This is a genomic window from Bacillus sp. SYZHCR11 (assembly GCF_057196865.1).
In genome coordinates this window covers 1390066-1416736 of the sequence record NZ_JBXUND010000001.1, presented here as the reverse complement: position 1 = coordinate 1416736, position 26671 = coordinate 1390066, and the positions used below count along the sequence as shown (strand labels likewise).

The window sequence follows — 26671 nt, the reverse complement described above, 5'->3', positions numbered from 1 at the left end:
TGGAGCTGACAGATACTAATCGATCGAGGACTTAACCAATTTGAATGTATGCTTACTGTTATCTAGTTTTGAGAGAATTTTTTCAAAAAAACTCTTGCTTTTTCTGAAATACATAGTATAATAATACATGTCACTAAAACGTCTGGTGATGATGGCGAAGAGGTCACACCCGTTCCCATGCCGAACACGGAAGTTAAGCTCTTCAGCGCCGATGGTAGTCGGGGGTTTCCCCCTGTGAGAGTAGGACATCGCCAGGCAGACTTCATTCCGCAGTAGCTCAGTGGTAGAGCTATCGGCTGTTAACCGATCGGTCGTAGGTTCGAATCCTACCTGCGGAGCCAATTATGGAGAGCTGTCCGAGTGGCCGAAGGAGCACGATTGGAAATCGTGTAGGCGGTAACCCCGTCTCAAGGGTTCGAATCCCTTGCTCTCCGCCACTAATTATCAATACATAACAAACGAAAAAATACCAGGGCCCGTTGGTCAAGCGGTTAAGACACCGCCCTTTCACGGCGGTAACACGGGTTCGAATCCCGTACGGGTCACTTATATGATGGAGGATTAGCTCAGCTGGGAGAGCATCTGCCTTACAAGCAGAGGGTCGGCGGTTCGAGCCCGTCATCCTCCACCATTATCATCGCGGGGTGGAGCAGTTCGGTAGCTCGTCGGGCTCATAACCCGAAGGTCGCAGGTTCAAATCCTGCCCCCGCAACCAAAAAAATGGTCCGGTAGTTCAGTTGGTTAGAATGCCTGCCTGTCACGCAGGAGGTCGCGGGTTCGAGTCCCGTCCGGACCGCCATTTATAAAAAGGCTCGGTAGCTCAGTTGGTAGAGCAACGGACTGAAAATCCGTGTGTCGGCGGTTCGATTCCGTCCCGAGCCACCATTTGCCGGTCTAGCTCAATTGGTAGAGCAACTGACTTGTAATCAGTAGGTTGGGGGTTCAAGTCCTCTGGCCGGCACTCTAAATGATGGAGGGGTAGCGAAGTGGCTAAACGCGGCGGACTGTAAATCCGCTCCCTCAGGGTTCGGCAGTTCGAATCTGCCCCCCTCCACCATTTTATAAATAGGGGCATAGTTTAACGGTAGAACAGAGGTCTCCAAAACCTCCGGTGTGGGTTCGATTCCTACTGCCCCTGCCACTATATTATTTATTCATCTTCAGATTATGGCGGTTGTGGCGAAGTGGTTAACGCACCAGATTGTGGCTCTGGCACTCGTGGGTTCGATTCCCATCAATCGCCCCATATTATCATTGGGCTATAGCCAAGCGGTAAGGCAACGGACTTTGACTCCGTCATGCGTTGGTTCGAATCCAGCTAGCCCAGTTGCATTTTTTTGAAAACAACAGCATAAGATGTATTAAGTTCTTTTACATGTTGCGGAAGTAGTTCAGTGGTAGAACATCACCTTGCCAAGGTGGGGGTCGCGGGTTCGAATCCCGTCTTCCGCTCCAAATTACGGCGGCATAGCCAAGTGGTAAGGCAGAGGTCTGCAAAACCTTTATCCCCGGTTCGAATCCGGGTGTCGCCTTTCTATTGCCGGGGTGGTGGAATTGGCAGACACACAGGACTTAAAATCCTGCGGTAGGTGACTACCGTGCCGGTTCAAGTCCGGCCCTCGGCACCAATTTAACTTTGAGCGAATTATGTTAAATTGGTCATCAATTTTCTTATTATAAAACATATATGAGAGTGATTTGCATATTGCAGGTCGCTTTTTTTATATAATAAAAGAGTGAAGACTATCAATATAAGTTTCTTGCTTGTATCGTATATACTGCATTACCATTTGAAAAAACTTCACTAAAACCATTGACACTTTATAAAATGCATGTTATATTTATATACGTCGGTTGAACACGACGGATTACATGCCGGTGTGGCGGAATTGGCAGACGCGCACGACTCAAAATCGTGTTCCTTCTGGAGTGCCGGTTCGACCCCGGCCACCGGTATACAAAGGCTTCTACATATTGTAGAAGCCTTTTTTGTTGTATAAAAATATCTCCAAGGCTTGTGAAAACATGATACCTGCAGCAGGAGGAGCTGAAAAGGAAACACCGATTCGGCCGTGGAGTTAAATCATTCCGATCGGGATTAACACTGTTTCTCAGCTGGTGGGTCGGCCATTCAAAAGCGCGCATTATTGGCAGCGGTTATTGCAGTATTTGCTCTTTTTATGTTTCAGCGTTTTCATGCAGGCGAGCTTGTTACCCATTTTATTAAGGGCGGAAACGAATTGGTCAACGTTATTATTATGTTATCGCTGATTTGGGCCGTAACAGCAGTAGCTGAAAATCTGGGATTCTCGAAATATGTTACTTCTCATTTAACATCATGGAGCCCTCATATGTTTATTGCGCCGTCTCTTTTTATACTGGGGGTTGTTATCTCCTATTTTATCGGGTCATCCTGGGGGACTTGGGGCGCTCGGCGTAACGCTGGCGGTTCAGTTACATACCAGCTTATTATTAGCGAGCGGAACATTTGGTTTGCTTCTCCCCTCAGTGATAATACGGTGTTGGGGATCGATGTTGTGAAGTGTACCCGTTCGAAGCTTGTTCCGGCGATTAACGCCGCGGGGATCTCCGTTGTGTTATACGGTGCGTATTTTTCAGATAACAAATACTTTTTGAAGGCGTTATCCGAAATTGGGATAACGCCTTTTTAATGAGCTGTTATACTTGAGAAAAAAAGAAGTGATGACATTGAAGCAGATTATTGCAATGGGCGGCGGGGGGTTTTCCATGGAGCCGGATCATCTTGTGCTGGATCAGTATATTTTAGAGCAGTCGGCGCGGTCAAAGCCGAAAGTTTGTTTTTTGCCGACGGCAAGCGGAGATTCGGAGAAATATACCGGCAGGTTTTATCAGGCCTTTCAAAAGCTGCGGTGTGAGCCGGATCACTTGTCGCTGTTTAAACCGCCGGGTTCTGATCTCAGATCCTTTCTCATGAAGAAAGATATTATATATGTCGGCGGCGGAAATACGCGCAATATGCTTGTCTTATGGAAAGAGTGGGGGCTTGACCTTATTCTTCGTGAGGCTTGGGAAAACGGCATCATCTTAGCGGGTCTCAGCGCTGGAGCGATTTGCTGGTATGAAGAAGGGGGGACGGATTCAGCGGGGGATTTGCGAGAGTTAACAGCTTTAGGATTTTTGCCGGGCAGCTTTTGTCCGCACTATGACGGAGAATCGGAGCGCCGGCCGGTGTATCACCGTCTGATTTCTGAAAAGAAACTCAGGGAGGGCTATGCCGCTGATGACGGCGCTGCGCTTCATTATAAAGACGGTCAGCTGTTCCGGGCTGTCTCATCCCGGGAAACCGCAAAGGGTTATCGGGTTTTTAATACCGAAGAAGGCGTTCGGGAAACAGAGCTTATGACCATTCCGTTATCTGAATTTTGATAATATGCTTTTTTTTGTACACAACTTATGTTACGATGAGAGCGAAATCAATAGTTACTGGGGGTGCCCGTCTGAGCGGGCTGAGAGAGAAGCGGCGGCTTCTTAACCCTTTGGACCTGATCTGGTTCGTACCAGCGTGGGGAAGTAAAGGTTTTATTATTGTTGAGGAAAACAATAATAGTTTCTTTCTGACTGCAAAATCGGGTTCTTCTTTGAACCCGGTTTTTTTGTGCTGGTGCTGAGCTTGGTTCTGTTATTCAAATGATAAAGGAGAGATTTGTATGCAAAATCAATCAGTACAGCAAGCGAACATTTCCATTATGTCGAGTTTTTCCGGCAGTAAAAAGGTTTATGCAGAAGGTTCTTCGCCCGACATACGAGTGCCGATGCGGGAAATCAGCCTGAGTGCGACTACGGGGGCATTCGGGGAAGAGGAGAATGCGCCGGTCCGTGTTTATGATACGAGCGGACCGTATACAGACCCGGATGTACAGATTGATATTCATGAAGGTCTGGGGGCGCTCCGCACAAAGTGGATTACCGGGCGCGGAGATGTAGAAGAATATAACGGCCGGACCGTGAGACCTGAAGACAACGGCTATAAAAAAGAAGATCATGCTGCCGAATACCCCGGCCTGCAGCGGAAACCGCTTCGGGCCAAGCCGGGGAAAAATGTAACACAATTGCATTATGCGAGAAAAGGCATCATTACGCCGGAAATGGAGTTTATCGCAATTCGCGAGCATGTGTCTCCCGAATTTGTCAGAGACGAGGTAGCCAGCGGCCGGGCGATTATTCCTTCTAACGTCAACCACCCGGAAAGCGAGCCGATGATTATCGGCCGGAATTTTCATGTGAAAATTAATGCCAATATCGGCAACTCGGCTGTTACATCTTCTATCGAAGAAGAAGTCGAAAAAATGACGTGGGCGATTCGCTGGGGCGCCGATACGATGATGGATTTATCCACGGGAAAAGACATTCATACGACGCGTGAATGGATTATCCGCAACTGCCCCGTGCCTGTGGGGACGGTGCCGATTTATCAGGCGCTTGAAAAAGTTAATGGCATTGCCGAGGATTTAACGTGGGACATTTATCGTGACACATTGATTGAGCAGGCGGAGCAGGGCGTGGATTATTTCACCATTCATGCCGGCGTACTGCTTCGTTACGTCCCGTTAACGGCTAAACGCACGACGGGAATCGTATCCCGCGGCGGGGCGATTATGGCGCAATGGTGCCTGGCTCATCATCAGGAAAGCTTTCTGTACACGCATTTTGAAGAAATTTGTGAAATCATGAAGACCTATGATATCGCTTTTTCACTTGGTGACGGGCTTCGTCCGGGTTCGATTGCGGATGCCAATGATGAAGCGCAGTTTGCGGAATTGGAGACTCTCGGAGAATTGACGGAGATTGCGTGGAAGCACGATGTGCAAGTGATGATCGAAGGACCGGGTCATGTGCCGATGCATAAAATTAAAGAAAACATGGACAAGCAGCTGGAAATTTGTAAAGAGGCGCCTTTTTACACGCTCGGCCCATTAACAACGGATATCGCTCCTGGCTATGACCACATTACTTCAGCAATCGGCGCGGCGATGATCGGCTGGTACGGGACGGCGATGCTTTGCTATGTCACGCCGAAGGAGCATTTGGGGCTGCCGAATCGTGATGATGTAAGAGAAGGCGTCATTACGTACAAAATCGCGGCACATGCCGCAGACCTTGCTAAAGGGCATCCGGGTGCACAGATCCGTGACGATGCTCTGTCTAAGGCGCGGTTTGAATTCCGGTGGCGTGATCAATTTCATTTGTCGCTTGATCCTGAAAGAGCAATGGAATATCATGATGAAACGCTGCCGGCTGAAGGCGCAAAAACGGCTCACTTCTGTTCGATGTGCGGCCCGAAGTTCTGCAGCATGAGAATTTCTCAGGATATTCGTGATTATGCGAAGGAAAACGGACTTACTGAAGACGAGGCCGTCAATGAAGGGCTGAAAGAAAAAGCAAAAGAGTTTGCAGAGAAGGGAAGCCGCTTATATCAATAAAAGAAAAGATGAAGATGGAGTGTATCCATCTTCATCTTTTTTAGAAAAACGGTGAACGGCGAAGCGGCGGAATGCTCTGCTCGAAGCGGAATATATTTTCCGGATCATATTTCGTTTTGACTTGACGGAGGCGGTGAACATTTTCTCCGTAATACGTTTGCAGCCAGTTTCTGATTTCTCTATCAGGCCAATTCACATAATCTCCCATCGTTTCTCTTGATAGGGACGTTCTCAGTCCTTCGATCCAGCGGACATTTTGTCTTTCTTCTTCAGCAGATGTCCAAGTTGTAATATATTCTTGGGCAATGATTGCGTTGCGATAGTAGAATGCCGTTTGGTCCGGAGCGATCCGTCCGGCCGCCCCGCCGAGAGATTGCTGCCAGACACTGGCGTTTTCGTTCGGAGCGTGCTCTAAATAGCGCTTTAAAGTGGATATTGCGCGTGTTGATAATGGTTTTTCAATAAAGGATCCTGACCGCTTCATCTTTTGCGGCTGATTGCCTCCCGGGTTGTTAAAAAAGGCTGCCGCTTTAATAAATGGCACTGTCTTGACCATGCCGCTTGTCGGTTTTCCCGCTTTCATTAACGGAGCCAGCAGTTCTTTCAGCTCCTCTTTTGTCCCGGTAAATTGACCGAGCGCTTCTATGCGGTTGACTTCCTTAGGCCAAAACTGAATTGATGAGGTAAGCCGGTTGTCTGTAAATGGAGCCCAGCGCTGCCACGTATTAAATACTTCCTCGAAATCATCCCAGCCCCAAGTGACAGAAAAAACAGACACGCACGAGATCGGCACGGCTTTAAACATCATGGAAGTGACAATGCCGAAGTTGCCTCCCCCTCCGCCCTGAGATGCCCAAAATAGATCAGAGTGCTTTGAGCGGTTGACTGTGATCAAGTCAGCACCCGCTTTTTCGTCCGCTATGATCATTTCAAGCTGGAGGAGACGATCGCAAGTAAGTCCGGCAGTCCTTGTTAAATATCCGATTCCTCCCCCCAGCGTCAGCCCCGTGATTCCCACATTCGCAATGGTTCCCGCAGGAAGGGTCAAGCCGTACCGCCAGAGTGTCCGGTAGACTTCCCCCAATTCGGCTCCCGCTTCAATCGAGACCAGCCGCTTATCCTCATTTACTCTTATTTTCTTCATTTCACTGAGATCAATGACTAGTCCGTCATTTAACAGGGAAAAATTTTCGTAGCTGTGTCTTCCGCCTCTGATACGGAAAGGCACATTGTTCTCACGTGCCCATCTCACCGCATTGAGGGCGTCATGTTTGTTTTGGCAAAACACAATGATGTCTGGATATCTTTGCAGGCTTAAATTGAAATTGGTTCTTGCGGCATTATAGTCCGGGTCATCTTTTTTGACGATGCGACCGCTCAATGTTGTCTTTTCCACATTCTCACTCACTTTCACTTGTAATCTGCTATGTTTTCTAGCATATGCGGAAAAATGAGAGAGTGTATGAGGAAAACCCCCGGAAGGACACGATATTTTAAATTATAGTTGACAGGTAGGGATTGTATGAATTAACATAATCATTACATATTTCCAAACGATGGCTGATCGGATCACCGAAGGCTCTTATCTATTAAACAGATAAGGGCCTTTTTTGCGTGAAAGTCATTAAATGAAAAGCGGAGGGATGAAAAGTGGCGTTAAAAAAGGTATCACATGTGCGCAAAAAGAGAAAAAAGCGGAAAAAGTACAGAAAACACACATTGAATTTCGAACTGCTTGTAGAGAAAAACAAACGGGAGATTATGAGAAATGAGGAACAGATGGAGCAGATTTATATAAAGATAGATGAAAAGCATGCGGGGGTTCGATAAAGATGAAGGAGAGAAAATGGAGGTTGAAAACAACGGTACTCGCGCTGTCGGTATCCATCATGTTATCAGGGTGCGCGTTAGGGAGTGCCGGGGAAGAACCGTCATCTGCGGCTGATAAAAAGGAAGAAACACGTATCACCCATGTCAAGACAAAGGAATTTAAAGCTTCTCATCCGGCGGCGATTCCCGCTAAATCGAAAGCCAGAACTGACACTTTTGTTGCTGGGATTTCCGCGCCGGGCGGCGTGTTTCTGCCGTATTTTTACGAAAACGGCTGGGATGGAAATGCGACAGATCCTATTTTTGAACCGTTAGTCAAACTGGATAAAACGGGGAAGCCTGCCCCGGCTCTTGCGGAAAGCTGGAAAATTTCCAAAGATCAGCTTACATACACGTTCCGTTTAAGAAAAAATCTCGTTTTCAGCGACGGTTCACCGCTGACCGCAAAGGATGCCGCATTCACTTTAACACTGCTGCATGATCCTGCATACGCGGGCTATGAAGATATCACCACGGCTTATATTAAAGGCGGTAAGGCTTACAAAGAAGGAAAGGCAAAGACGATAGAGGGCATTCGCGTCCTTGATGACAGAACCATTCAAATCACGACTGAGAAAGTCAGTGCGAAGTCGCTGCTTCTTTTGGGCGGGCAGGTGCTGTCAGAAGCCTACTACGGGAAGAAATATCAATTCGGCAAACTGGACTATTTAAAAGAGCTTTATGCCAAACCGCTCGGAGCGGGACGTTATCAATTTACAGAATACCTTCCGGGACAGGAAATACGCTATCAGGCTAATGAACACTATTATGCCGGAAAACCGAAAACGGAAAAGCTGATTTATAAAATTATCGATCCGTCAACTTCCCTTCAGCTGTTTGAAACGGGTGACCTTGATTACGCTTCTTTCTCACCTGATGATGATACGGTTCAGCATTTAAAAAGTCTCGGTTTTGCGAATATAAGCGTATCTGTCGTGAATGATTACGGGCTTGTGTACGTCAATCACAAGCGTCCGCCTTTTCAAGATAAGAAAGTGTCCCAGGCGCTTATTTACGGACTTGACCGTCAAAAAATCGTCGATGTCCGCTTTAAACGCTACGGAGAGGTCGCGAATGTTCCGGTGTCTCCGGTTTCGTGGGCTTATGATGACAAAGGTGTCAATCGGTATGCGTTTAACCCTGAAAAAGCCAAAAAGCTTCTTGATGAAGCAGGCTGGAAAACGGGCAAAGACGGTGTACGTGAAAAAAACGGCAAAAAGCTTGAAATCAGCTATTACACATCTAAAGCGGATGATGATTTCATCCCGATAGCGAAAGAAAATTATGCGGACATCGGAATCTCATTAAAACCGGAAGTGATGGATTTTAATACAGAAGTAGCGAAAATCAATGACAAACAATATGACCTTGCCGCCGTTTCCACCTCGCAGATCCTTGATCCGAATGACACGGTGGAAAAGCTGGCTTCCGGCCATCCCAATAATGTGACGGGGTATTCCAATCCGAAAGCGGACCGGCTGATAGAGAAAGGAGCCGGCACGCTTGATATCAGCAAAAGAAAAGAAATTTATCACCAGCTGTACCGGGAGCTCGGGGAAAACCCGCCTTACATTCTGATTCATTACCGTCAGAGCGCAAGGGCGGTCAGCGGAAAAATAAAAGGGCTTGAGCCTGACAATTATTCTGGAATCAGTTCAAGTCTCTCAAATGTCTCAATTCAATAGAACGGTTGGGCAAAATACCCGATGCATCCTGGGGATTTTGCCCTTTCAGCGGAAAGGAGGGGCTTTTTATGAAAAGGTATGCCGCAGAACGATTCATTCAAATGCTTGTGATCTTATTCGGTACGTCCTTTATTATTTTTTTCTTATTCGCCATGCTGCCGGGCGACTATATTGATTCCAATGTAAACCTGACTCCGGAAAGAGCGAAGGAGTTAAAAGCGCTTTACGGGCTGGATCAGCCGATTTGGCAGCGTTATGTGACATGGCTCGGAAATGTGCTCAGCGGAGATTTTGGGTTTTCTTTGAAATATCAGGAGAACGTCCTGTCACTGCTTCGGAAATATGTCTGGAATTCGTTTTTTGTCGCGTTTTTGGCGTTGCTTGTCACATGGTCAGCCGCGATGATAACGGGTGTCATATCCGCTGTCAGGAAATACTCATGGTTTGACGGGATCGTGACGTTTCTTGTTTTTGCTTCCATGGCGTTTCCGTCTTTTTTTATCAGCCTTCTGTTTATTAAGTGGTTTGGGGTGGATTTGAAAATATTGCCTGTCGGCGGGATGATTGATACCGGAAGCACGAGTACAGGTTTTTCGTACGTGCTTGAAGCCGCCAGACATATGATTCTTCCGGTCGTGATTTTATCTATGCTCGGCATCGGCTCGCTGACAAGGTATTTCCGCTCCGGCATGCTGGACGTGATCAGACAGGATTATATCAGAACGGCGAGAGCGAAGGGATTGAAAGAGCGCACCGTCATCTGGAAACATGCGTTGAAAAACGCGCTTATTCCGGCCATCACCCTGCTTGCTTTTGAACTGCCGGGACTGTTTTCCGGAGCCATCATTATTGAACAGATTTTCGGGTGGCCGGGAGTCGGACATATTCAGCTGGAATCTGTGCATTATCGTGATTATCCGGTTTTGATGGCGTTTACCTTGTTTTTGTCTTGTTTAACGATAGTAGGGAACTTCTTGGCGGATATCGCTTATGCCGCGGTTGATCCGCGGGTCAGACTGAAATAGGGGGTGTTCGGAATGAAAAAACAAAAAGAGGTGCCGCCTTCTCTTTGGAAGCAGACGTACCGCCGCCTGCTGCAGCATAAGCTGACGGTCATCAGTCTTCTTTTCTTATGTTTTATGTTTTTATTGTGCTTTATCGGGCCGTCTTTTTCTCCGTACATAACAGATCGGACGGATATTTCAAATGCCAATCAGCATCCGGGGGTTCATCACTGGCTGGGCACCGACCAGTACGGGAGAGATGTGCTGACGAGGCTGATGCTGGCGGGGCAGATTTCTCTGACCGTGGGGCTTGCTTCAATGGTGCTGTCGCTTGTCATCGGCTCTTTACTCGGGGCTGCGGCCGGATTTTATCGGGGAGCCGCTGATATGATCATTATGCGCATTGCTGATATGCTCATGTCCATCCCGGGCCTGCCGCTGCTTTTGATTTTGGCTGCGGTGATGTCGGAGTGGAAAGTGCCTTCTGAATACAGAATGTACCTGATTATGATGATGTTAAGCCTGATCGGATGGCCCGGTTTGGCGCGGCTTGTACGCGGACAGATTTTGTCGCTGAAGGAGCAGCCGTTTATGATGGCCGCGGAAGTTTTGGGGCTTAGTGATAAACGGAAAATCCTCTATCATTTGCTTCCCAACACATTGCCGTTATTACTGGTAGCGGCGACTTTGCATGTGGCGGGAGCGATGCTGAGTGAATCTGCGCTGAGTTTTCTCGGGCTTGGCGTTGCTCCGCCGACACCTTCTTGGGGAAACATGATGGAAGCGGCGAATCATTTTATGGATTTTACACTCCGCCCGTGGCTGTGGATTCCGCCGGGAACGGCCATTTTTTTGACCGTTGTGGCGATTCATCTGCTTGGAGACGGTTTAAGAGACGCTTTTGATCCTAAGGTAAAACGGCAGGTGAAAATGAAATGAAAAAACCGCTTTTAGAAGTGAGGCATTTGGAAACGGCTTTTTATACAGAGGAGGGCGCGGTAAAGGCCGTGGACGATGTCAGCTTTACGATACATGAGGAGGAAACGGTTTGTATTGTAGGAGAGTCCGGCTGCGGGAAAAGTATGGCGTCATTGTCCATTATGCAGCTTATTCCCGAGACGGGGAGAATCGAACGGGGAGCGGTGCATTTTTCCGGACAGAACCTGTTGGAACTGAAACCAAAAGACATGCAGAAAATCCGCGGAAGCGAAATCGGGATGATTTTTCAGGAACCGATGACATCTTTGAATCCGGTATTTACAATCGGTGAGCAGCTGACCGAACCGATTCGCGAACATTTGTTGCTGAGTAAGAAAGAGGCATGGCGGAGAGCCGTTGAACTGATCACGTTAGTGGAGATCCCGAATGCCGAGCAGGTTATGAACCGATATCCTCATGAGCTGAGCGGCGGCATGCTGCAGCGCATCATGACGGCTGTCGCGCTAAGCTGCGATCCGAAACTGATCATTGCCGACGAGCCGACGACAGCGCTTGACGTAACCATTCAGGCGCAGATATTGGATTTATTGCGGGATATGAAAAAGCAATTTCGCACGTCTATTTTATTCATTACTCATGACCTTGGCGTGGTTGCTGAAATGGCTGATTTTGTGATTGTCATGTATGCGGGAAAAATTGTGGAGGAAGGACCGGTTGCAGAGCTGTTTTCTGATCCGAAGCATCCGTATACGAAAGGGCTGCTCGCGGCCAAGCCGGTTATCGGTCAAAAAAGGGAGACGCTGTACACCATTCCGGGGCAGGTCCCCGAGCTTGCGGACCTGTCCGGATCGTCTTGTTATTTTGCGGAGCGATGTGAACACAGCACGGAAATATGCCGGAGATCGAGCCCGCATTTTACTGAATTCGGGAAGGGGCATCAGGCGGCGTGCTGGCTTTACAGAGAGGAGAAAGCAGATGAGTGATGTGTTGCTGGAGGTCAAGGGGCTGAAAAAATATTACGAGAAGCATGGGGGGATGAGAAAGACTCATAAAAAACCCGTAAAAGCGGTTGACGGTGTCAGTTTTACGATAGGAAAGGGAGAAGTGTTCGGCTTAGCGGGAGAATCGGGCAGCGGAAAGTCATCAATCGGCAAGACCATTTTGAGGCTTCATGAGAAAACAGGGGGAGAGGTGTTTTTTCAGGGGCGTGATGTGTTTCGGATGAGCCGGCGCGAGCTCAAAACTTTCAGATCGGAAGCGCAGCTCATCTTTCAAGATCCGTTCAGTTCTTTAAATCCCCGGCGCCGGATTGGAGAAGCCATCGGTGAAGCGATGATCGAGCATCAATTGGCGGTGAAGCGGAACGCGCGTGATAAAGCGGCGGAAGTTCTTGAAGCCTGCGGACTTTCCGCAAACTTTATCGACCGATATCCGCATGAATTTTCCGGAGGGCAGCGGCAGCGGATCGTAATTGCAAGAGCGATGGCGCTCAAGCCGCAATTTATCATTATGGATGAACCCGTGGCGGCGTTAGATGTCTCCATCCAGGCGCAGATGATCAATTTGTTCAGCAGCCTTCAAAAACAGCACGGGCTGTCATATTTGTTCATTTCTCATGATTTAAGCGTGGTGGAGCACTTATGTACGAAGGTCGCCATTATGTATTTAGGGACGATTGTGGAATATGCGTCAAAGGAGGAGCTCTTTTCACGGCCGCTTCACCCTTATACGAAAGCGCTGTTATCAGCCGTGCCTGTTCCTGATCCCGGATCGAAAAGGGAGCGGATAATTTTAAAGGGTGATATACCGAGCCCCTCTGATCCGCCTTCAGGCTGTAAATTCCGAACGAGATGTCCGGAAGCCAAGAAGATATGTGCTGAGAAAAGTCCGGCGCTGTCAGAAAAAGGGCTTCATCATTTTGCGGCATGCCACTTCGTGTAATTGAGAAAAAAACGGTTTTATTGATAATAAACAGGAAAAACCTGCCGGGCAGACCGGCAGGTTTTTTGATGTTATTTTGGTGACGGCAGTCCGAGTCCTTCGGCAACGCGTCTGCCGTATTCAGGATCAGCCTTGTAGAAGTGGCCGATCTGGCGCAGCTTAATTTCTTCTTTTTCCACAGGTTTCATCGCACTGACGATATTGGCGACAAGGCGCGCGCGTTCTTCCTCGCTCATCAGGCGGTACAGGTCGCCGGCTTGTGTGTAATGATCATGATGATTATAGCTTACACTGTCAGCGAAACCTGATACAGGATATGCCGCCTGTTTATCTTCAGGTGACTCTTTCGGGCCCCCGAAGCTGTTAGGCTCGTAATAGACGGAGCGGCCGCCGTTATCATCAAAACGCATTTGTCCGTCACGCTGATAGTTTTTCACTTCATTGCGGGAACGGTTGATCGGCAGCGCCTGATGGTTCGCGCCGACACGGTAGCGATGCGCGTCATGGTATGCGAACAACCGGCCTTGAAGCATTTTGTCAGGTGAGACGTCGACGCCGGGGACTAATGTGCCGGGAGAGAACGTCGCCTGTTCTACTTCCGCAAAGTAATTTTCCGGATTGCGGTTCAGAACCATGCGGCCGACTTCGATCAGCGGATAGTCTTTTTGAGACCACACTTTTGTGACGTCAAACGGATCAAAGCGATATGTGTTTGCATCTTCTAACGGCATGATTTGAACATATAATTTCCATGCGGGGAAATCGCCGTTTTCAATCGCATTGAACAAATCTTCCGTATGGTAATCGGGATTTTCGCCGGCGATTTTTGCGGCTGTATTAACATCAAGGTTTTTCACGCCTTGCTCTGTTTTAAAGTGATATTTAATCCAGACGCCTTCGCCTTTATCATTTGTCCATTTAAATGTATGGCTTCCGAATCCGTGCATATGTCGAAGAGTCGCCGGAATGCCCCGGTCTGACATCAGAATGGTTACCTGGTGCAGGGATTCGGGTGACAAAGACCAGAAATCCCAAACGGCCGTCGGATTTTTCAGATGTGTTCTCGGATCTCTTTTTTGTGTATGGATAAAGTCAGGGAACTTGATGGCATCGCGGATGAAGAACACGGGTGTATTGTTTCCGACGATGTCGTAGTTTCCTTCTTCTGTATAAAATTTAACGGCAAATCCGCGCGGGTCGCGCACTGTGTCACTAGAGCCCAGTTCGCCCGCAACGGTTGAGAAACGGATGAAAAGCGGCGTGCGTTTACCGACTTCTGACAGAAATGCAGCTTTCGTATATTTTGTAACGTCATTTGTGACTTCAAAATAACCGTGTGCGCCCGCGCCTTTTGCGTGAACGACACGCTCCGGAACGCGTTCTCTGTTAAAGTGCGCCAATTTCTCAAGCAGATGGACGTCTTGTATTAAAGCAGGACCGCGATCGCCGGCCGTCATTGAGTTTTGGTTATCTCCGACAGGAGCGCCCCAGCTGGTTGTCAATTTATTTGAACTCATGTGATCACCTCTTTAAATTTATAAGAACATAATATCACCTATCAGTAAAAAGTCAATATTATTTTATAATGATTATAAAATAATTATTTTTATTATCGAAAAGAAGGTATGGGTTTAAAAACCCACTTGACTGACGGGAATAATGGGTTTAATATGAGGAAAAATAGAAACCGCTGACTTGGACACAAGAGGCTCTTATTCTTCACTGGATAAGGGTCTTTTTTTATTGTCAGGCGGTAAGGGAGGCGGCGATTGTATGCTTTTCAGGCAGCATTTTAAACCAGTCGATATTCACGGTCATCTGCCGTACAGCCTTAATTTCGGCAAAAACGATAAGACATTTTCCGATTATAACCGGGAGCGGTCGGAAAGAATGAATCTCACTTGGGATTTTCCTGATCCGCATGATGTTGATGGCGATGACGGCGAAATCGCTTTGATGACAAGATGGGAGAAAGAATTAGATAAGTACGGCATTGACGTGCTGAATTTTTTAACAGCAGAGAGCAATGACCGGATGGCGGCGTTTATTCAAGCCAATCCCGCGAGGTTTACCGGATTTGCATATCATCCTTTGGAACAAAAGGATGCGTATGAGGAGCTGAAAAGAGCGGTTGAAGAGCTCGGTCTGAAAGGATATAAACTGTTCGGGCCGCTGACAGACATCGAGTTTCATGATCCGTCGCTGAAAAAGCTGTGGACGTATCTGGCTGACAAAAGACTGCCTGTATTAATTCACTTCGGACTTTTAGGGAGAGCGGGTGGCATTGTCAGCCATCGCAACATCAACCCGCTCTCCATCTATCGCGTCGCGAGAGAGTTTGCTGATATACCGTTCATCATTCCGCATTTCGGCGCCGGATATTATCAGGAACTGCTGCAGCTGTGCTGGAGCTGCCCGAATGTGTATATTGACACGTCCGGCTCAAATCAGTGGATGAGGTGGATGCCGTACCCGCTTGATTTGGAAATTCTGTTTCGAAAGACATCTGAATTAATCGGTGCTGAACGGATCATCTTCGGGACGGATTCGAACGGATTTCCGAGAGGATATGTATACAGATATCTTCAGGAGCAGGTGAGGACCTGCCGGGAAATCAATATGCGGGAAGAAGATATAGAAAACATTTTCGGCAACAACGCGCGGACATTATTGAAAATCGCCCGGAAAGAAAAGGAAGTAAATACGTGATACAGCCGATGCGCTCTTTGGCAGGTTTATGCCGGAAGGCGCATTTTTAATTCATACAAAAAACAGTTGACAAGTCGGAATAATTTGAATTAACATGATATTCAAATTTAAAAACAAACGGGTTGCCGATCGGACCGCCGAAGGCTCCCATCTCTGCAAGCAATCGGAGATGGGAGCCTTTTTGTTTTTCGATCGCATGCGGCAGAAAGAGAGGGGAAGACAGATGGCTGTAACCATCAGCATACAAGAAAAAGTTTTTGAGCATGAAGGCCGGAAAACGCCGGTGCTGAATGATATTGAGCTGTCAATTGCATCGGGAGAATTTTTGACTGTCATCGGACCGAGCGGATGCGGCAAAAGCACGCTTTTAAAATTGATTGCCGGTCTTGATACCGGTTATAAAGGCTCTGTCGCAATAAACGGCCGCAATGTGTCGGGACCGGGCATCCGGCAGGGATTTATCTTTCAGGAGCACCGGCTGTTTCCCTGGCTGACGGTAAAACAAAACATCGCTGCCGATCTCAATATGAATGACCCGGCCGTTCGGAAAAAAGTGGATGATCTGATTGAGGTTGTCAGGCTGCAGGGAGCGGAGAACGCTTATCCGCGCGAATTATCCGGCGGCATGTCGCAGCGGGTTGCCATCGCCAGAGCCCTTTTGCGTGAGCCGGAGGTGCTGCTTTTAGATGAACCGTTCGGGGCGCTTGACGCTTTTACGAGAAAACATTTGCAGGATGTGCTGCTTGATATATGGCGCGAGAAAAAAACGACGATGATTCTTGTCACGCATGATATTGATGAATCCGTCTATTTAGGCGATAAGCTGGCGATCCTCAGGGCAAAGCCGGGCCGGCTGCACAGCCTGATGCCGATTCAGCTTCCGCATCCGCGCAATCGGACGTCAGCGGATTTTCAGGCCGTCCGGCAGAAGGTGCTTTCTGAATTTGAGAAAACGGAAGACCTCCGGTTTGCGGATGGGTCCGGAATATAGAAGGGACGAAGCGAAGTGAAAAAAATCATCATTCTTTTAGCCGCAGCAGTCATGATGTCAGCCGGATGCAGTGCCGACGGGACAGGAGGGAGCGGGAAAACGGTGAAAGAAATCCGGATCGGCATCCAGCAGAGTTTAAGCCCGCTTCTCATTGCCAAGGAAAAAGGCTGGTTTGAAGAGGCCTTCAAAAAAGACGGAATAAAAGTAAAATGGGTCGAATTCCAAAGCGGTCCTCCGCAATTTGAAGGTCTTGCCGCCGATAAGCTTGATTTTTCCCAGGTCGGCAATTCACCGGTCATTTCCGGTCAGGCGGCGGGAATTGATTTTAAAGAGATCGGGCTGTCTCAGGACGGGTTAAAGGCAAACGGCATTCTCGTAAACAAGGGCAGCGGGATTCAGAGCCTGAAAGAATTGAAAGGTAAAAAAATCGCCGTAGCCAAAGGCAGCAGCGGCTTTGATTTTCTCTATAAAGCTTTAGATAAAGCGGGGCTTTCCGCCGATGACGTCACTATCATCCAGCTTCAGCCTGATGAGGCGGTTTCCGCTTTTGAAAACAAATCAGTTGACGCATGGTCCATTTGGGAGCCGTATTTGTCGATTGAAACGCTGCAGCACGGGGCGGAAATATTGGCGAACGGAGAAAGCACAGATTTATATTCTCCCGGTTTCACATTAGTCAGAACGGGATTTTCCAAAGAACACCCGGATGAGGTTGTCCGTTTTCTGAACGTGTTCAATAAAGCAGTTACATGGCAAAAGGAACACAAAGATAAAGCAGTCTCCTTATATGCGAAAATCAAACATCTTAATCCGAAAGTCGTCAGAAACGTGCTTAACAATACTGAGCCTCTCAATGAACCGATCGATGATGATATTGTCAAAGCCCAGCAGGAAACCGCTGATTTTCAATATCGAACAAAAGCGATTCATAAGAAAATTCATGTAAAAGACGTTGTCGACAATTCATTTATTAAAAAAGCGCTTGAAACGGGGGATGGCAAGTAATGAAAGCAGAAGCATCAACGGCTGCCGGCGCAATAAGCCAATCAGAAAAGAAAGCTCTGGCAAGATCCCGGAAGTATTCATACCAATGGGTGAAGGGGGTTGTACTCCCGGCTGCGGTCATCGCAGTATGGCAGTTTATCGCAAGTCTGGGCATCGTCTCGGCCGCGGTGCTCCCGTCGCCTGTCGTCATCTTGCAGACGTTTCAGGAACTTCTTCTTTCAGGTGAGCTTTGGGGTCATTTAGAGATCAGTTTATACCGGGCGGCTGTCGGATTTCTGCTTGGCGCGGGCCTCGGACTTGTTTTCGGGCTGCTGGTCGGTTTTTCAAAGCGGACGGAAGCATACCTTGATCCGTCTCTGCAAATGCTCAGAACGGTTCCGCACTTGGCCGTGACTCCTCTGTTCATTTTGTGGTTCGGATTTGATGAGACATCTAAAATTCTGCTGATCGCATTGGGGGCTTTTTTCCCCGTGTACATTAATACGTTTCTCGGACTCCGCAGTGTGGACGCGAAGCTGTTTGACGTCGCGCGGGTGCTGGAATTTAATTGGTATCAGCAGATGACGAAATTAATTCTTCCGGCATCTCTGCCGAATATCCTGCTCGGTATCAGGCTCTCCCTAGGCATTGCGTGGCTCGGTCTCGTGGTGGCGGAACTGATGGGATCGAGCGAGGGCGTCGGTTATATGATTATGGATGCCAGGCAATTCTCACAGACAAATAAGGTGTTTGTCGGCATTATCATTTTTGCGGCTGTCGGCAAGCTGACAGATGCATTGGTCAGAATGCTCGAACGGAAACTATTAAAATGGCGGAACAGTTATGAAGGGTAACCTATTAAAAAAGGAGAGATTCATATGGAGATTCTTTGGTTTATTCCGACGCATGGTGACGGCCGGTATTTAGGGACGCAAACGGGAGGGAGAACGGCGGATCATCTTTATTTTAAGCAAGTGGCACAGGCGGCGGACAGACTCGGGTATACGGGGGTTCTGCTGCCGACGGGGAGATCATGTGAAGACCCGTGGCTGACGGCTGCCGCTTTAGCGGGGGAAACGAGTGACTTGAAATTTTTAGTGGCGGTCCGTCCGGGACTGATGCAGCCGTCTGTCGCCGCGAGAATGGCGTCGACAATGGACCGGCTGTCAGACGGCCGTTTGCTCGTAAATGTCGTAGCGGGCGGAGATCCTTATGAACTGGCGGGAGACGGCATGTTTATCAGCCACGATGAACGTTATAAGGCGACTGAAGAATTTTTAACCGTCTGGCGCGGACTCATGCGGGGCGAAACGGTGACATATGAAGGGGACCATATCAAAGTGGAAAACAGCAACCTCCTGTTTCCGCCAAAACAGTCTCCGCATCCGCCATTATATTTCGGCGGTTCATCACAAGCGGGAATTGAGGCTGCTGCGAAACATACAGATGTCTATTTAACATGGGGAGAGCCGCCGGAGCAGGTAAAAGAAAAGATTGAAACCGTTAAAAAACAGGCTGCGAAGGAAGGAAGGACGATGCGTTTTGGCATCAGACTTCACGTGATTGTCAGGGAGACTGAGGAAGAGGCATGGGAAGCGGCTGAACGATTAATCAGCCATTTAGACGAAGAGACAATTGCGAAAGCGCAGGCTGCGCTCCGGCGCGCTGATTCATCGGGACAAAAACGGATGGCCGATCTTCATAACGGTGACCGCTCGAAGCTTGAGATCAGCCCGAATCTCTGGGCCGGCATCGGACTGGTCAGAGGCGGAGCGGGCACGGCGCTTGTCGGTGATCCGCAGACTGTCGCTGATCGAATTTTAGAGTATCAGGCACTCGGCATTGAGTCGTTTATCTTTTCAGGCTATCCGCATCTGGAAGAAGCTTATTATCTGGCTGAACTCGTGTTTCCGCTTCTGCCGTTTGAGAATGAACGGACTAAAAAGCTTGAGCGCAGACTGGGTGAAGCAATGGGAAACGACCATTTTGCAAGAGGAAATAAAGCGACAGTCTGATGACGTCGCAAGGCGGATCATTGATGGCGGGTGCTTTCTGCGGTTTCATTTCCGGGGAAATGCCGGCAGTGAAGGCGGGTATTCACCCGCCTTTTTAAGCGCTTAGCTTGCACGATGCTCATATGGATGATATGATACAAAACGTAATTATTACGATTTGCTAGGAGTGCTGAAATGGCAAAAAAATCAAAAGTAATCAAAGAGCTCAAGCGGCAGAAGCTTGTTGAACAATATGCGGACATCCGAAGAGAATTAAAGGCAAAAGGCGACTGGGAAGCGCTGAGCAAACTGCCGCGTGATTCTGCTCCGGCCAGGCTTCATAACCGCTGTACGGTGACGGGGCGGCCCCGCGGATATATGAGAAAATTTAAACTGTCCAGAATCGCATTCAGGGAGCTGGCCCATAAAGGCCGGATTCCCGGGGTGAAAAAAGCGAGCTGGTAATGTGAAAAACTCCGGATCTGTCATGAACCGGAGTTTTTGCCGTGCTTATGAAAAGTGAAAACATAAGCCAAATGCTGAATCATCATCAGAATGAAAATCAAAAGAATCGGAAAAAAAGGTAGATGCGGCTGAATCAGCGGATAAAACAAAAGCAGAACGGCTGCGGCCGGCAATGAGAAGTAAACGGCGATATACGAGGAACGGCAAGCTTTAGCCGTCATCATTCGTTCTCTTTCATCCTGTTCCTCAAATTCATCGGGCACTAGCCTATGCTTTTTGCCGTTTCGTTTTTTCTTTTCGGCATAGATATACAATGCGGCACAAACGGTAAACAGCAGAAACGGAGTGATATTCAGCTCAAATGCACCGCTCCCCTCCGTTTGGAAAAACTGAGCGATCCGCGGCGCCGCTTCCATAATGGAAATAAGCGTCCAGCAGGCCAATCCGTAGAGTGCAAGGTGAAAACACGCTTTTCTTTTCAAACTCATTTTTTCTCCTCCTCCAGCCAGAAAACTTCCTCCATCGGCAGGGAGAAAGCCCGGCAGATGTTAAGCGCCAATAAGAGTGAAGGCACATAATCTCCTTTTTCAATCGCTGCAATCGTCTGTCTGGTGGCTCCGGCTTCTTTTCCGAGCGTTTCCTGAGAATAGCCGAATCTGGCTCTCAGCTCTTTTACTTTATTTTTCATCATCAGGGCGTACCTCAAGTTTTCTTCTTTTTTATATTGTATGAGATTCTTAACAAAATGTAAATCCAACTTAACATGTGGACAAAAAAAGAATTTTTTTCGACAAATTTTTTAACATTCCCTTGACGAAAAAAAAATATACATGTAATATTAGAAACATCAAATCGGTACTGACAAAAAACTTTGATGCGGGTGTAGTTTAGTGGTAAAACCTCAGCCTTCCAAGCTGATGTCGTGAGTTCGATTCTCATCACCCGCTCCATACATACGTTATTAACGCAGTGTTTCGTTTCTCTGATAAACGAAGTATTGCGTTTTTTTATGTGAAAAAAGACACGAAGGCGTGTCTTTTTATGAAAGCCAAGAGACGGTATGTGTGCCTCCGTGAATTTGTTCAAACATTTTGGTTAAGGATGATAGCAGCTCATCCGCCGCGTCGGCATGAAATGAAGGCGGGAAAAAGATCAGCTGCAGCATTTTCTTTGTGCCGGTTGTTACAGGGCGGGTATTGATATGTCCGGTAAGGCCGCCGAAAATGCCGCCAGAGTCGGAGAAAGCAAGTACGTGTTCTTTTTCTCCGATTGTAATCGAAATCGGTTCATCTATTTCTGCGGCGTCATACGCCATGATAGGCAATGAATATTTCAAGGAGAAAAAAAGTATGGTATCATGGGCTGAATTCACACTTTCAATGAATCGTTCCCGGGAAATATCGCCGAGCATAAGCTCCATCGGCGTTTTTTGTCCTGAAAAGGCGGGTCTGAGCTGTTCCATTATACGCGCCCACTCTTTAACAAAAGGCTGCTCATCTATACCGCCGTCAGCATAATCAAAGTAAAGAGATTCTTGAAATAAACGGAGGCGGCCTTTCAGCATTTGCGGAGCAGGCCCGACTTCGATCTGTTCATATAAGACGGCTGCCGCTTTGATCCCCGGCACCCGTTCAGCAATAAGTGGATCTAAACTGATGTTCAAGTGTGTTCACTCCATTTCGGGATGATAAAACTCTATTATACCCGTGCGGGAGCCTGATCACAAAGAAAGGAGGCTGTGCAAAAAATGAATATTCATAAACTGAAAGAGGAATTAATCGAATACGCCAAAAGCATCGGAGTTGACAAAATCGGGTTTACAACGGCTGATACGTTCGACAGTCTGCGGGACCGGCTGATTCTTCAGGAATCACTCGGCTATTTATCCGGTTTTGAAGAGCCGGATATTGAAAAACGGGTTACTCCGTCTTTGCTTCTCCCGAAAGCCAAATCAATCGTCGCCATCGCCCTTGCTTATCCTTCCAAAATGAAAGATGCGCCGAGGAGCACGAGGGACGGGCGGCGCGGCATTTTTTGCAGAGCTTCCTGGGGGAAGGATTATCATGATGTGCTGCGGGAAAAGCTTGATCTGCTGGAGAATTTTCTCCAAAGCAAACATGAGGATATCCGCACAAAGTCAATGGTGGATACAGGAGAATTGTCCGACAGGGCCGTGGCTGAACGGGCGGGAATCGGCTTCAGCGCCAAAAACTGCATGATCACCACGCCTGAATACGGTTCTTACGTCTATCTGGCTGAAATGATCACCAATCTGCCCTTTGAACCGGATGTGCCGATTGAAGATATGTGCGGTACGTGCACAAAATGTCTAGACGCGTGTCCGACCGGCGCCCTCGTCAATCCCGGACAGCTTAACGCCCAGCGCTGTATTTCGTTCCTGACTCAGACAAAGGGATTTTTGCCGGATGAGTTCCGCACGAAAATCGGAAACCGTCTGTATGGCTGTGACACGTGCCAGACGGTCTGTCCGATTAATAAGGGGAAAGATTTTCATCTTCATCCGCAGATGGAGCCTGATCCGGAAATCGCAAAGCCGCTGTTAAAGCCGCTTTTGACCATAAGCAACCGCGAATTCAAAGAAAAATTCGGACATGTATCGGGATCATGGCGCGGCAAGAAGCCGATACAGCGGAATGCAATTTTAGCTTTGGCTCATTTTAAAGATGCCTCGTCTCTTCCGGAATTAACGGCCTTGATGCACCAAGATCCGCGCCCCGTCATCAGGGGTACGGCCGCCTGGGCCATCGGGAAAATCGGTGATCCTGATTATGCGGAGGAATTAGAAAAAGCGCTTCAAAAGGAGCAGGATGAGGACGCCATGCGGGAAATTGAAAAGGGACTGGAGCTGTTATCGGTTTCTGAGAAGACTAAAACCGGCCGGTCCTGACATATGTATAGAGAAAAAGCACTTGGCCGGAGTTCAAGTGTTTTTTCTTTATAAAATCGTATGGTGGGTGGAGCGCTTGAAGCATATTATTGAAGATTTAGCGGAGGCCCGGCTTCATTATTTAATTAACGGAACTGAGATGAGGCAGAATGGGCAGGCCGGCGATCTTGAGGTCCTGACGAGAAAAAAAGAGCTGTTTGAAAACCGGAAAGTTGATATCGTGAAAGCGAAGGCAAAAGCCGTCATTGTCAAAAGCAGTCTTGAGGACGACGGCACGTTATGTGTCATGTACACGATTCATTTCGAATATTTGTGCAAGGAGCATGACGGACACCTTTACTTAGAAGAGCAGATTGAGGAACGGACTGCATTTCTCTATGATGAGCTTTTGATTAAAGACCGGGAAGTAAAGAAAAAACCGGCTGGATTTTCTGACGGAAACAGCGTAATTGAATATGAGCGGAGTGAACGGGAAGATTTCGGGCGGGCGTTTCAATACGACCGTCTGGCTGCCGTGCAGTACGCGGAGAAGTTTTGGAATAAACGAAACCCCGCTTATAAAAATTTCAGCGATAATTGCACCAATTTTATTTCCCAATGTTTACATGCCGGAAAAGCACCGATGCGGGGGCATCCGAACAGAGGCTCAGGCTGGTGGATGAAGGCAAGCTCGTGGAGCTACAGCTGGACGGTCGCGCATTCGATGAAGATGTATCTGGCCCAATCCAAGGCAGGACTTCGCGCAGTGCAAGTATCAAGAGCTGAAGAACTGATGCCCGGAGATATCATTTGCTATGATTTTGAAGGAGACGGCCGTTTTAATCATACGGCGATCGTGGTCGCAAAAGATAAAAGCAATATGCCGCTCGTCAATGCCCAAACGTATGACAGCAGGATGAGATATTGGTCATATGAGGATTCAACGGCGTATACTCCTTCCATCAGATATGCGTTTTTTCATATTACGGATGATACGACAAAAGAGTAATTAATGATATAATGGTGGGCGGAATAAAAAACAGAGGTGAACATCGTGGCATTACATGTCGTTTTATATCAACCCGAAATCCCGGCCAATACGGGAAATATCGCACGTACTTGTGCGGCAACAGACACAACGCTTCATTTGATCCGCCCGCTCGGATTCTCAACCGATGATAAAATGCTGAAGCGCGCCGGACTCGATTATTGGGAGTTCGTCAACGTCGTATATCATGATTCATTGGAAGAGTTATTTGAAGCATATGAGAACGGAAAGTTTTTCTTCATTACAAAATTCGGTCAAAAGCCGCACACATCATTTGATTACTCAAATACGGAGGAAGACTTTTTCTTCGTATTCGGCAGAGAAACGAGCGGACTTCCGAAAGAATTGATCGAAAACAATATGGACCGCTGCCTGCGTCTGCCGATGACCGAGCATGTGAGATCATTAAATCTGTCCAACACGGCCGCGATTCTTGTATATGAAGCGCTGCGCCAGCAAAATTACAGAGATTTGACGTGAGAAAAAACGCCCGTATCCGGGCGTTTTTTTATTGAATAAAAAAGACGGGCAGCAGCGGTTTACGGCATTTTTATATTTCCGGGCTTAACAACGTAACAGTGTTATGTTACAATACGTTCATCGAAGGAGCTGGATTCATGGAGGAACAACTGATTTCTAAAAAAGAATTGCTGGAAGAAACATCAATTTCATACGGGCAGCTGTACCGGTGGAAACGGAAAAATTTAATTCCTGAAGAATGGTTTATCCGAAAATCGACGTTTACAGGCCAGGAAACATTTTTTCCGAGAGCGGAAATATTAAAACGCATCTCAAAAATACAGGAAATGAAAGAAAATCTGTCTCTGGATGAAATGAGAGAAATGCTGTCTCCGCAAATGACTGATGTCAATATAACGTCTGCGGAACTGCTTCAAAAGGGACTGATTTCAAAAGCCGCGCTGCAAGTTTATGGCGAAGACGGCGTGACATTCACGTCCCGCGCGCTGCTGTCTTTATATGTGCTTGAAGGGCTTTTGCAATCGGGCAATATCAGCCTTGAGGAAGGAAAATTGGCGGCGGGGGTGCTGAAGACGTATGAGGCTTCCGAGCTGAAAGCGAATACGGAGCTTGTCATGCTCCGAAAGCTCGGCGTAACGACGTGCTTCATCGCAGACGCGGAACATATTTTATTTGAACCGACTGTCAAAGTGGTTGAACGGGTGGCGCTTGCTGCGGCATCGGAAGAATTAAAAACGAAATGGATGCAGGAGGACCATCAATGGAAGTAACAGATAAATTAATCATTAACGGTTCGGGAAGTTCAAAAGGAGGCCGTTTTCATACAGTGGAGATCAACGGGAGCGGCACGGTGTCAGGTGATGTGGAGTGCACGAGCCTTTTGTTTAACGGCAGCGGAAAAACAGACGGACATGTCAAGACGCAAACGCTGACAATCAGCGGTTCGGGGAAAATTTCCCGCAGTGCCGAAGCTGAATCCATCCGTATCAACGGAACGGGTGTCATTAAAGGTGATGTCAAAACGGAGCGGCTGAACGTCGCGGGATTTTCGTCTTTCGGCGGCGGTGTGAAAGCTGATGATATTTTCATATCCGGGAAAGCCGGGATTGAAGGCGATTGCGAGACAGAGACATTCCGTTCGGAAGGCAAATGCAAGATCGGCGGCCTGCTGAATGCCGATGAAGTCAGTATGAAGCTGGCGGCGGGAGAAAGCCATGTGAAAGAAATCGGCTGCCGCCATTTGAAAGTGATGAGCAGAAAGAGCGTGCTTACGCGTTTTAAGCTGATGCCGGCCCCGGTGCTGACAGCAGAGCTGATTGAGGGTGACATCATTGAATTGGCGGACACGAACGCGAAGACAGTCCGCGGAAATCATGTGCGGATCGGCGCGGGCTGCACCATTGGGACGGTGGAATACAGCGGCGATTTTACATGTGATCCTACCGCTTTGGTTAACAAAGTCGTGAAACGATAGGAGGAGCTGCAATGGAAACGACAAAAAAATTGAGTCATTTAAAAATGTACGGAGCCGGACACGCTTCCGGCGGTTCCTACCAAAATGTAAGCATTAAAGGGGAAGGAACTGTCGGCGAAGGACTTCAAAGCGAACGCTGCCGGATATTCGGCACGGGACTTTTTCTCGGAGATGCCGAGATCAACAGGCTGAAAATTTTCGGAGAGCATGAAGTTGCAGGAGACTTATCAGCACATTCAGCAAATGTGATCGGCACATTGAAAATTGGCGGCTCCATGCGTTTTGCCAGGATGAGGCTGAAAGGACTTGCTGAAATTGGCGGCGGGGCCGCGGGGGAACAGTGTCATATAAAAGGCAGTCTCACCGTCGGCGGCGATTGCGAGACGGAGCTGCTTCATGTAACAGGATGTATCAATGTGGCGGGATTGTTAAACGCAGGGGACGTAAACATCCATTTGCGTTATGACCGAAGCCGCGTGAAAGAAATCGGCGGCACATCGATTACCGTCAGACGGAAACCCGGTTTTCTTAAACGGAAAGCCGGCATGCTTTCTGCTGAATTGATCGAAGGAGACGCAGTTTACCTCGAATACACGGAAGCGGACATCGTCAGAGGGAAGCGTGTGGAAATCGGCCCGGGCTGCAAAATCGGAAAAATCGAGTATCAAACAAGCTGCAAGTCTCATGAAAAATCAACTGTCAAAGAACATATTGAAATATGAAACATTGTTATGTTGTA

26 protein-coding genes, 17 tRNA genes, 1 rRNA gene and 1 riboswitch are annotated in these 26671 nt (G+C 47.9%); of the genes, 39 read left to right on the top strand and 5 right to left on the bottom strand.

Features of this window, described 5'->3' with window-relative positions:
• Window positions 1–141 precede the first annotated feature (141 nt).
• From rrf to thiC, 20 genes are all read left to right on the top strand, one after another.
• Window positions 142–257 (top strand): 5S ribosomal RNA (rrf, locus tag AC2CGA_RS06635).
• A 9-nt stretch (window positions 258–266) separates the two neighbouring features.
• Window positions 267–341 (top strand) — tRNA-Asn (locus AC2CGA_RS06630).
• Between the two features lie 5 nt (window positions 342–346).
• Window positions 347–437: transfer RNA gene (locus AC2CGA_RS06625), tRNA-Ser, on the top strand.
• A gap of 36 nt (window positions 438–473) precedes the next feature.
• Window positions 474–545: transfer RNA gene (locus AC2CGA_RS06620), tRNA-Glu, on the top strand.
• Window positions 546–555: 10 nt separating this feature from the next.
• Window positions 556–631, top strand: a tRNA-Val gene (locus AC2CGA_RS06615).
• A gap of 7 nt (window positions 632–638) precedes the next feature.
• A tRNA-Met gene (locus AC2CGA_RS06610) sits at window positions 639–715 on the top strand.
• A gap of 7 nt (window positions 716–722) precedes the next feature.
• Window positions 723–799, top strand: a tRNA-Asp gene (locus AC2CGA_RS06605).
• Window positions 800–809: 10 nt separating this feature from the next.
• A tRNA-Phe gene (locus AC2CGA_RS06600) sits at window positions 810–885 on the top strand.
• 3 nt (window positions 886–888) lie between these two features.
• Window positions 889–961 (top strand) — tRNA-Thr (locus AC2CGA_RS06595).
• An 11-nt stretch (window positions 962–972) separates the two neighbouring features.
• A tRNA-Tyr gene (locus AC2CGA_RS06590) sits at window positions 973–1057 on the top strand.
• A gap of 10 nt (window positions 1058–1067) precedes the next feature.
• Window positions 1068–1141: transfer RNA gene (locus AC2CGA_RS06585), tRNA-Trp, on the top strand.
• Between the two features lie 29 nt (window positions 1142–1170).
• A tRNA-His gene (locus AC2CGA_RS06580) sits at window positions 1171–1246 on the top strand.
• A 9-nt stretch (window positions 1247–1255) separates the two neighbouring features.
• A tRNA-Gln gene (locus AC2CGA_RS06575) sits at window positions 1256–1327 on the top strand.
• A gap of 53 nt (window positions 1328–1380) precedes the next feature.
• Window positions 1381–1455, top strand: a tRNA-Gly gene (locus AC2CGA_RS06570).
• Window positions 1456–1461: 6 nt separating this feature from the next.
• A tRNA-Cys gene (locus tag AC2CGA_RS06565) sits at window positions 1462–1532 on the top strand.
• Between the two features lie 7 nt (window positions 1533–1539).
• Window positions 1540–1628: transfer RNA gene (locus AC2CGA_RS06560), tRNA-Leu, on the top strand.
• A gap of 246 nt (window positions 1629–1874) precedes the next feature.
• Window positions 1875–1956 (top strand) — tRNA-Leu (locus AC2CGA_RS06555).
• 191 nt (window positions 1957–2147) lie between these two features.
• A complete protein-coding gene (locus AC2CGA_RS06550) occupies window positions 2148–2672 on the top strand; it encodes a Na+/H+ antiporter NhaC family protein (protein ID WP_139885183.1) in 525 nt (174 codons plus the stop codon).
• A gap of 37 nt (window positions 2673–2709) precedes the next feature.
• The gene (locus AC2CGA_RS06545) at window positions 2710–3408 is read left to right on the top strand and encodes a Type 1 glutamine amidotransferase-like domain-containing protein (protein ID WP_484480150.1); all 699 of its coding nucleotides are present in this window, start codon (window positions 2710–2712) and stop codon (window positions 3406–3408) included.
• Window positions 3409–3457: 49 nt separating this feature from the next.
• Window positions 3458–3568, top strand: a riboswitch (TPP riboswitch).
• Between the two features lie 121 nt (window positions 3569–3689).
• The gene (thiC, locus tag AC2CGA_RS06540; protein ID WP_052585567.1) at window positions 3690–5462 is read left to right on the top strand and encodes a phosphomethylpyrimidine synthase ThiC; all 1773 of its coding nucleotides are present in this window, start codon (window positions 3690–3692) and stop codon (window positions 5460–5462) included.
• A 40-nt stretch (window positions 5463–5502) separates the two neighbouring features.
• Here thiC and AC2CGA_RS06535 read toward each other — a convergent pair whose 3' ends face one another.
• Window positions 5503–6858 carry an FAD-binding oxidoreductase gene (locus AC2CGA_RS06535; RefSeq protein ID WP_284622544.1) on the bottom strand — a complete coding sequence of 452 codons (1356 nt, stop codon included), beginning with the start codon at window positions 6856–6858 and terminating at the stop codon, window positions 5503–5505.
• A 254-nt stretch (window positions 6859–7112) separates the two neighbouring features.
• On the opposite strand from AC2CGA_RS06535, the gene AC2CGA_RS06530 reads away from it, so the two are divergent.
• From AC2CGA_RS06530 to AC2CGA_RS06505, 6 genes are all read left to right on the top strand, one after another.
• Window positions 7113–7292 carry an FbpB family small basic protein gene (locus AC2CGA_RS06530; protein ID WP_015388515.1) on the top strand — a complete coding sequence of 60 codons (180 nt, stop codon included), beginning with the start codon at window positions 7113–7115 and terminating at the stop codon, window positions 7290–7292.
• Between the two features lie 2 nt (window positions 7293–7294).
• On the top strand, window positions 7295–9016 hold the full coding sequence (locus AC2CGA_RS06525; protein WP_139885185.1) for an ABC transporter substrate-binding protein: 1722 nt from the start codon (window positions 7295–7297) through the stop codon (window positions 9014–9016).
• A 68-nt stretch (window positions 9017–9084) separates the two neighbouring features.
• The gene (locus tag AC2CGA_RS06520) at window positions 9085–10041 is read left to right on the top strand and encodes an ABC transporter permease (RefSeq protein WP_046559439.1); all 957 of its coding nucleotides are present in this window, start codon (window positions 9085–9087) and stop codon (window positions 10039–10041) included.
• Window positions 10042–10053: 12 nt separating this feature from the next.
• Window positions 10054–10959 carry an oligopeptide ABC transporter permease gene (opp4C, locus tag AC2CGA_RS06515; RefSeq protein ID WP_046559440.1) on the top strand — a complete coding sequence of 302 codons (906 nt, stop codon included), beginning with the start codon at window positions 10054–10056 and terminating at the stop codon, window positions 10957–10959.
• Window positions 10956–11942, top strand: coding sequence for an ABC transporter ATP-binding protein (locus AC2CGA_RS06510; protein ID WP_043866938.1), 987 nt, complete (start codon window positions 10956–10958; stop codon window positions 11940–11942). Before opp4C ends, AC2CGA_RS06510 begins: the two co-directional genes overlap by 4 nt.
• Window positions 11935–12900: an ABC transporter ATP-binding protein gene (locus AC2CGA_RS06505; protein WP_057080142.1), complete on the top strand. Its 966-nt coding sequence runs from the start codon at window positions 11935–11937 to the stop codon at window positions 12898–12900. Before AC2CGA_RS06510 ends, AC2CGA_RS06505 begins: the two co-directional genes overlap by 8 nt.
• Before the next feature lie 71 nt (window positions 12901–12971).
• Here AC2CGA_RS06505 and katA read toward each other — a convergent pair whose 3' ends face one another.
• Complete coding sequence (katA, locus tag AC2CGA_RS06500; protein ID WP_003155420.1) at window positions 12972–14417, bottom strand: catalase KatA; 1446 nt, start codon at window positions 14415–14417, stop codon at window positions 12972–12974.
• Window positions 14418–14673: 256 nt separating this feature from the next.
• Between katA and AC2CGA_RS06495 the strand changes: the two genes are divergently transcribed.
• From AC2CGA_RS06495 to rpsN, 6 genes are all read left to right on the top strand, one after another.
• Window positions 14674–15609, top strand: coding sequence for an amidohydrolase family protein (locus AC2CGA_RS06495; RefSeq protein WP_025852219.1), 936 nt, complete (start codon window positions 14674–14676; stop codon window positions 15607–15609).
• 223 nt (window positions 15610–15832) lie between these two features.
• Window positions 15833–16600, top strand: a complete 768-nt coding sequence (locus tag AC2CGA_RS06490; protein WP_014304670.1) for an ABC transporter ATP-binding protein — start codon at window positions 15833–15835, stop codon at window positions 16598–16600.
• A 15-nt stretch (window positions 16601–16615) separates the two neighbouring features.
• Window positions 16616–17605 (top strand): aliphatic sulfonate ABC transporter substrate-binding protein, encoded by a 990-nt coding sequence (locus tag AC2CGA_RS06485; RefSeq protein WP_139885186.1) that lies wholly within the window; start codon window positions 16616–16618, stop codon window positions 17603–17605.
• A complete protein-coding gene (locus AC2CGA_RS06480; RefSeq protein WP_115996221.1) occupies window positions 17605–18438 on the top strand; it encodes an ABC transporter permease in 834 nt (277 codons plus the stop codon). Before AC2CGA_RS06485 ends, AC2CGA_RS06480 begins: the two co-directional genes overlap by 1 nt.
• Before the next feature lie 24 nt (window positions 18439–18462).
• Window positions 18463–19599, top strand: a complete 1137-nt coding sequence (ssuD, locus tag AC2CGA_RS06475; protein WP_095315265.1) for an FMNH2-dependent alkanesulfonate monooxygenase — start codon at window positions 18463–18465, stop codon at window positions 19597–19599.
• Window positions 19600–19773: 174 nt separating this feature from the next.
• Complete coding sequence (gene rpsN / locus AC2CGA_RS06470; protein WP_007610245.1) at window positions 19774–20043, top strand: 30S ribosomal protein S14; 270 nt, start codon at window positions 19774–19776, stop codon at window positions 20041–20043.
• A 20-nt stretch (window positions 20044–20063) separates the two neighbouring features.
• Here rpsN and AC2CGA_RS06465 read toward each other — a convergent pair whose 3' ends face one another.
• Both AC2CGA_RS06465 and AC2CGA_RS06460 read right to left on the bottom strand, forming a co-directional pair.
• Complete coding sequence (locus AC2CGA_RS06465) at window positions 20064–20531, bottom strand: hypothetical protein (RefSeq protein WP_003155408.1); 468 nt, start codon at window positions 20529–20531, stop codon at window positions 20064–20066.
• Window positions 20528–20731 (bottom strand): helix-turn-helix transcriptional regulator, encoded by a 204-nt coding sequence (locus AC2CGA_RS06460; RefSeq protein WP_003155407.1) that lies wholly within the window; start codon window positions 20729–20731, stop codon window positions 20528–20530. Before AC2CGA_RS06460 ends, AC2CGA_RS06465 begins: the two co-directional genes overlap by 4 nt.
• A 188-nt stretch (window positions 20732–20919) precedes the next feature.
• Between AC2CGA_RS06460 and AC2CGA_RS06455 the strand changes: the two genes are divergently transcribed.
• Window positions 20920–20993 (top strand) — tRNA-Gly (locus AC2CGA_RS06455).
• An 89-nt stretch (window positions 20994–21082) separates the two neighbouring features.
• Here AC2CGA_RS06455 and AC2CGA_RS06450 read toward each other — a convergent pair.
• Complete coding sequence (locus AC2CGA_RS06450; RefSeq protein WP_032858315.1) at window positions 21083–21706, bottom strand: hypothetical protein; 624 nt, start codon at window positions 21704–21706, stop codon at window positions 21083–21085.
• A gap of 84 nt (window positions 21707–21790) precedes the next feature.
• Between AC2CGA_RS06450 and queG the strand changes: the two genes are divergently transcribed.
• The 6 genes from queG (at window position 21791) to AC2CGA_RS06420 (ending at window position 26654) form a co-directional block, all read left to right on the top strand.
• Window positions 21791–22951: a tRNA epoxyqueuosine(34) reductase QueG gene (gene queG, locus AC2CGA_RS06445; protein ID WP_052585584.1), complete on the top strand. Its 1161-nt coding sequence runs from the start codon at window positions 21791–21793 to the stop codon at window positions 22949–22951.
• A gap of 76 nt (window positions 22952–23027) precedes the next feature.
• Window positions 23028–23939: an amidase domain-containing protein gene (locus AC2CGA_RS06440; protein ID WP_052587324.1), complete on the top strand. Its 912-nt coding sequence runs from the start codon at window positions 23028–23030 to the stop codon at window positions 23937–23939.
• 36 nt (window positions 23940–23975) lie between these two features.
• The gene (gene trmL, locus AC2CGA_RS06435) at window positions 23976–24458 is read left to right on the top strand and encodes a tRNA (uridine(34)/cytosine(34)/5-carboxymethylaminomethyluridine(34)-2'-O)-methyltransferase TrmL (RefSeq protein ID WP_007610253.1); all 483 of its coding nucleotides are present in this window, start codon (window positions 23976–23978) and stop codon (window positions 24456–24458) included.
• Between the two features lie 137 nt (window positions 24459–24595).
• Window positions 24596–25228 (top strand): YhbD family protein, encoded by a 633-nt coding sequence (locus tag AC2CGA_RS06430; RefSeq protein WP_025852205.1) that lies wholly within the window; start codon window positions 24596–24598, stop codon window positions 25226–25228.
• Window positions 25219–25932 (top strand): polymer-forming cytoskeletal protein, encoded by a 714-nt coding sequence (locus tag AC2CGA_RS06425; RefSeq protein WP_139885187.1) that lies wholly within the window; start codon window positions 25219–25221, stop codon window positions 25930–25932. Before AC2CGA_RS06430 ends, AC2CGA_RS06425 begins: the two co-directional genes overlap by 10 nt.
• A gap of 11 nt (window positions 25933–25943) precedes the next feature.
• Window positions 25944–26654 (top strand): hypothetical protein, encoded by a 711-nt coding sequence (locus AC2CGA_RS06420; RefSeq protein WP_043866944.1) that lies wholly within the window; start codon window positions 25944–25946, stop codon window positions 26652–26654.
• Window positions 26655–26671 lie beyond the last annotated feature (17 nt).

Coding starts and splice junctions, on each gene's coding strand:
- thiC (WP_052585567.1), top strand. CDS start 3,690: ATGCAAAATCAATCAGTACAGCAAGCGAACATTTCCATTATGTCGAGT.
- AC2CGA_RS06525 (WP_139885185.1), top strand. CDS start 7,295: ATGAAGGAGAGAAAATGGAGGTTGAAAACAACGGTACTCGCGCTGTCG.
- AC2CGA_RS06520 (WP_046559439.1), top strand. CDS start 9,085: ATGAAAAGGTATGCCGCAGAACGATTCATTCAAATGCTTGTGATCTTA.
- opp4C (WP_046559440.1), top strand. CDS start 10,054: ATGAAAAAACAAAAAGAGGTGCCGCCTTCTCTTTGGAAGCAGACGTAC.
- AC2CGA_RS06510 (WP_043866938.1), top strand. CDS start 10,956: ATGAAAAAACCGCTTTTAGAAGTGAGGCATTTGGAAACGGCTTTTTAT.
- AC2CGA_RS06505 (WP_057080142.1), top strand. CDS start 11,935: ATGAGTGATGTGTTGCTGGAGGTCAAGGGGCTGAAAAAATATTACGAG.
- katA (WP_003155420.1), bottom strand. CDS start 14,417: ATGAGTTCAAATAAATTGACAACCAGCTGGGGCGCTCCTGTCGGAGAT.
- AC2CGA_RS06495 (WP_025852219.1), top strand. CDS start 14,674: ATGCTTTTCAGGCAGCATTTTAAACCAGTCGATATTCACGGTCATCTG.
- AC2CGA_RS06490 (WP_014304670.1), top strand. CDS start 15,833: ATGGCTGTAACCATCAGCATACAAGAAAAAGTTTTTGAGCATGAAGGC.
- AC2CGA_RS06480 (WP_115996221.1), top strand. CDS start 17,605: ATGAAAGCAGAAGCATCAACGGCTGCCGGCGCAATAAGCCAATCAGAA.
- ssuD (WP_095315265.1), top strand. CDS start 18,463: ATGGAGATTCTTTGGTTTATTCCGACGCATGGTGACGGCCGGTATTTA.
- rpsN (WP_007610245.1), top strand. CDS start 19,774: ATGGCAAAAAAATCAAAAGTAATCAAAGAGCTCAAGCGGCAGAAGCTT.
- AC2CGA_RS06465 (WP_003155408.1), bottom strand. CDS start 20,531: ATGAGTTTGAAAAGAAAAGCGTGTTTTCACCTTGCACTCTACGGATTG.
- AC2CGA_RS06460 (WP_003155407.1), bottom strand. CDS start 20,731: ATGAAAAATAAAGTAAAAGAGCTGAGAGCCAGATTCGGCTATTCTCAG.
- queG (WP_052585584.1), top strand. CDS start 21,791: ATGAATATTCATAAACTGAAAGAGGAATTAATCGAATACGCCAAAAGC.
- AC2CGA_RS06430 (WP_025852205.1), top strand. CDS start 24,596: ATGGAGGAACAACTGATTTCTAAAAAAGAATTGCTGGAAGAAACATCA.
- AC2CGA_RS06425 (WP_139885187.1), top strand. CDS start 25,219: ATGGAAGTAACAGATAAATTAATCATTAACGGTTCGGGAAGTTCAAAA.
- AC2CGA_RS06420 (WP_043866944.1), top strand. CDS start 25,944: ATGGAAACGACAAAAAAATTGAGTCATTTAAAAATGTACGGAGCCGGA.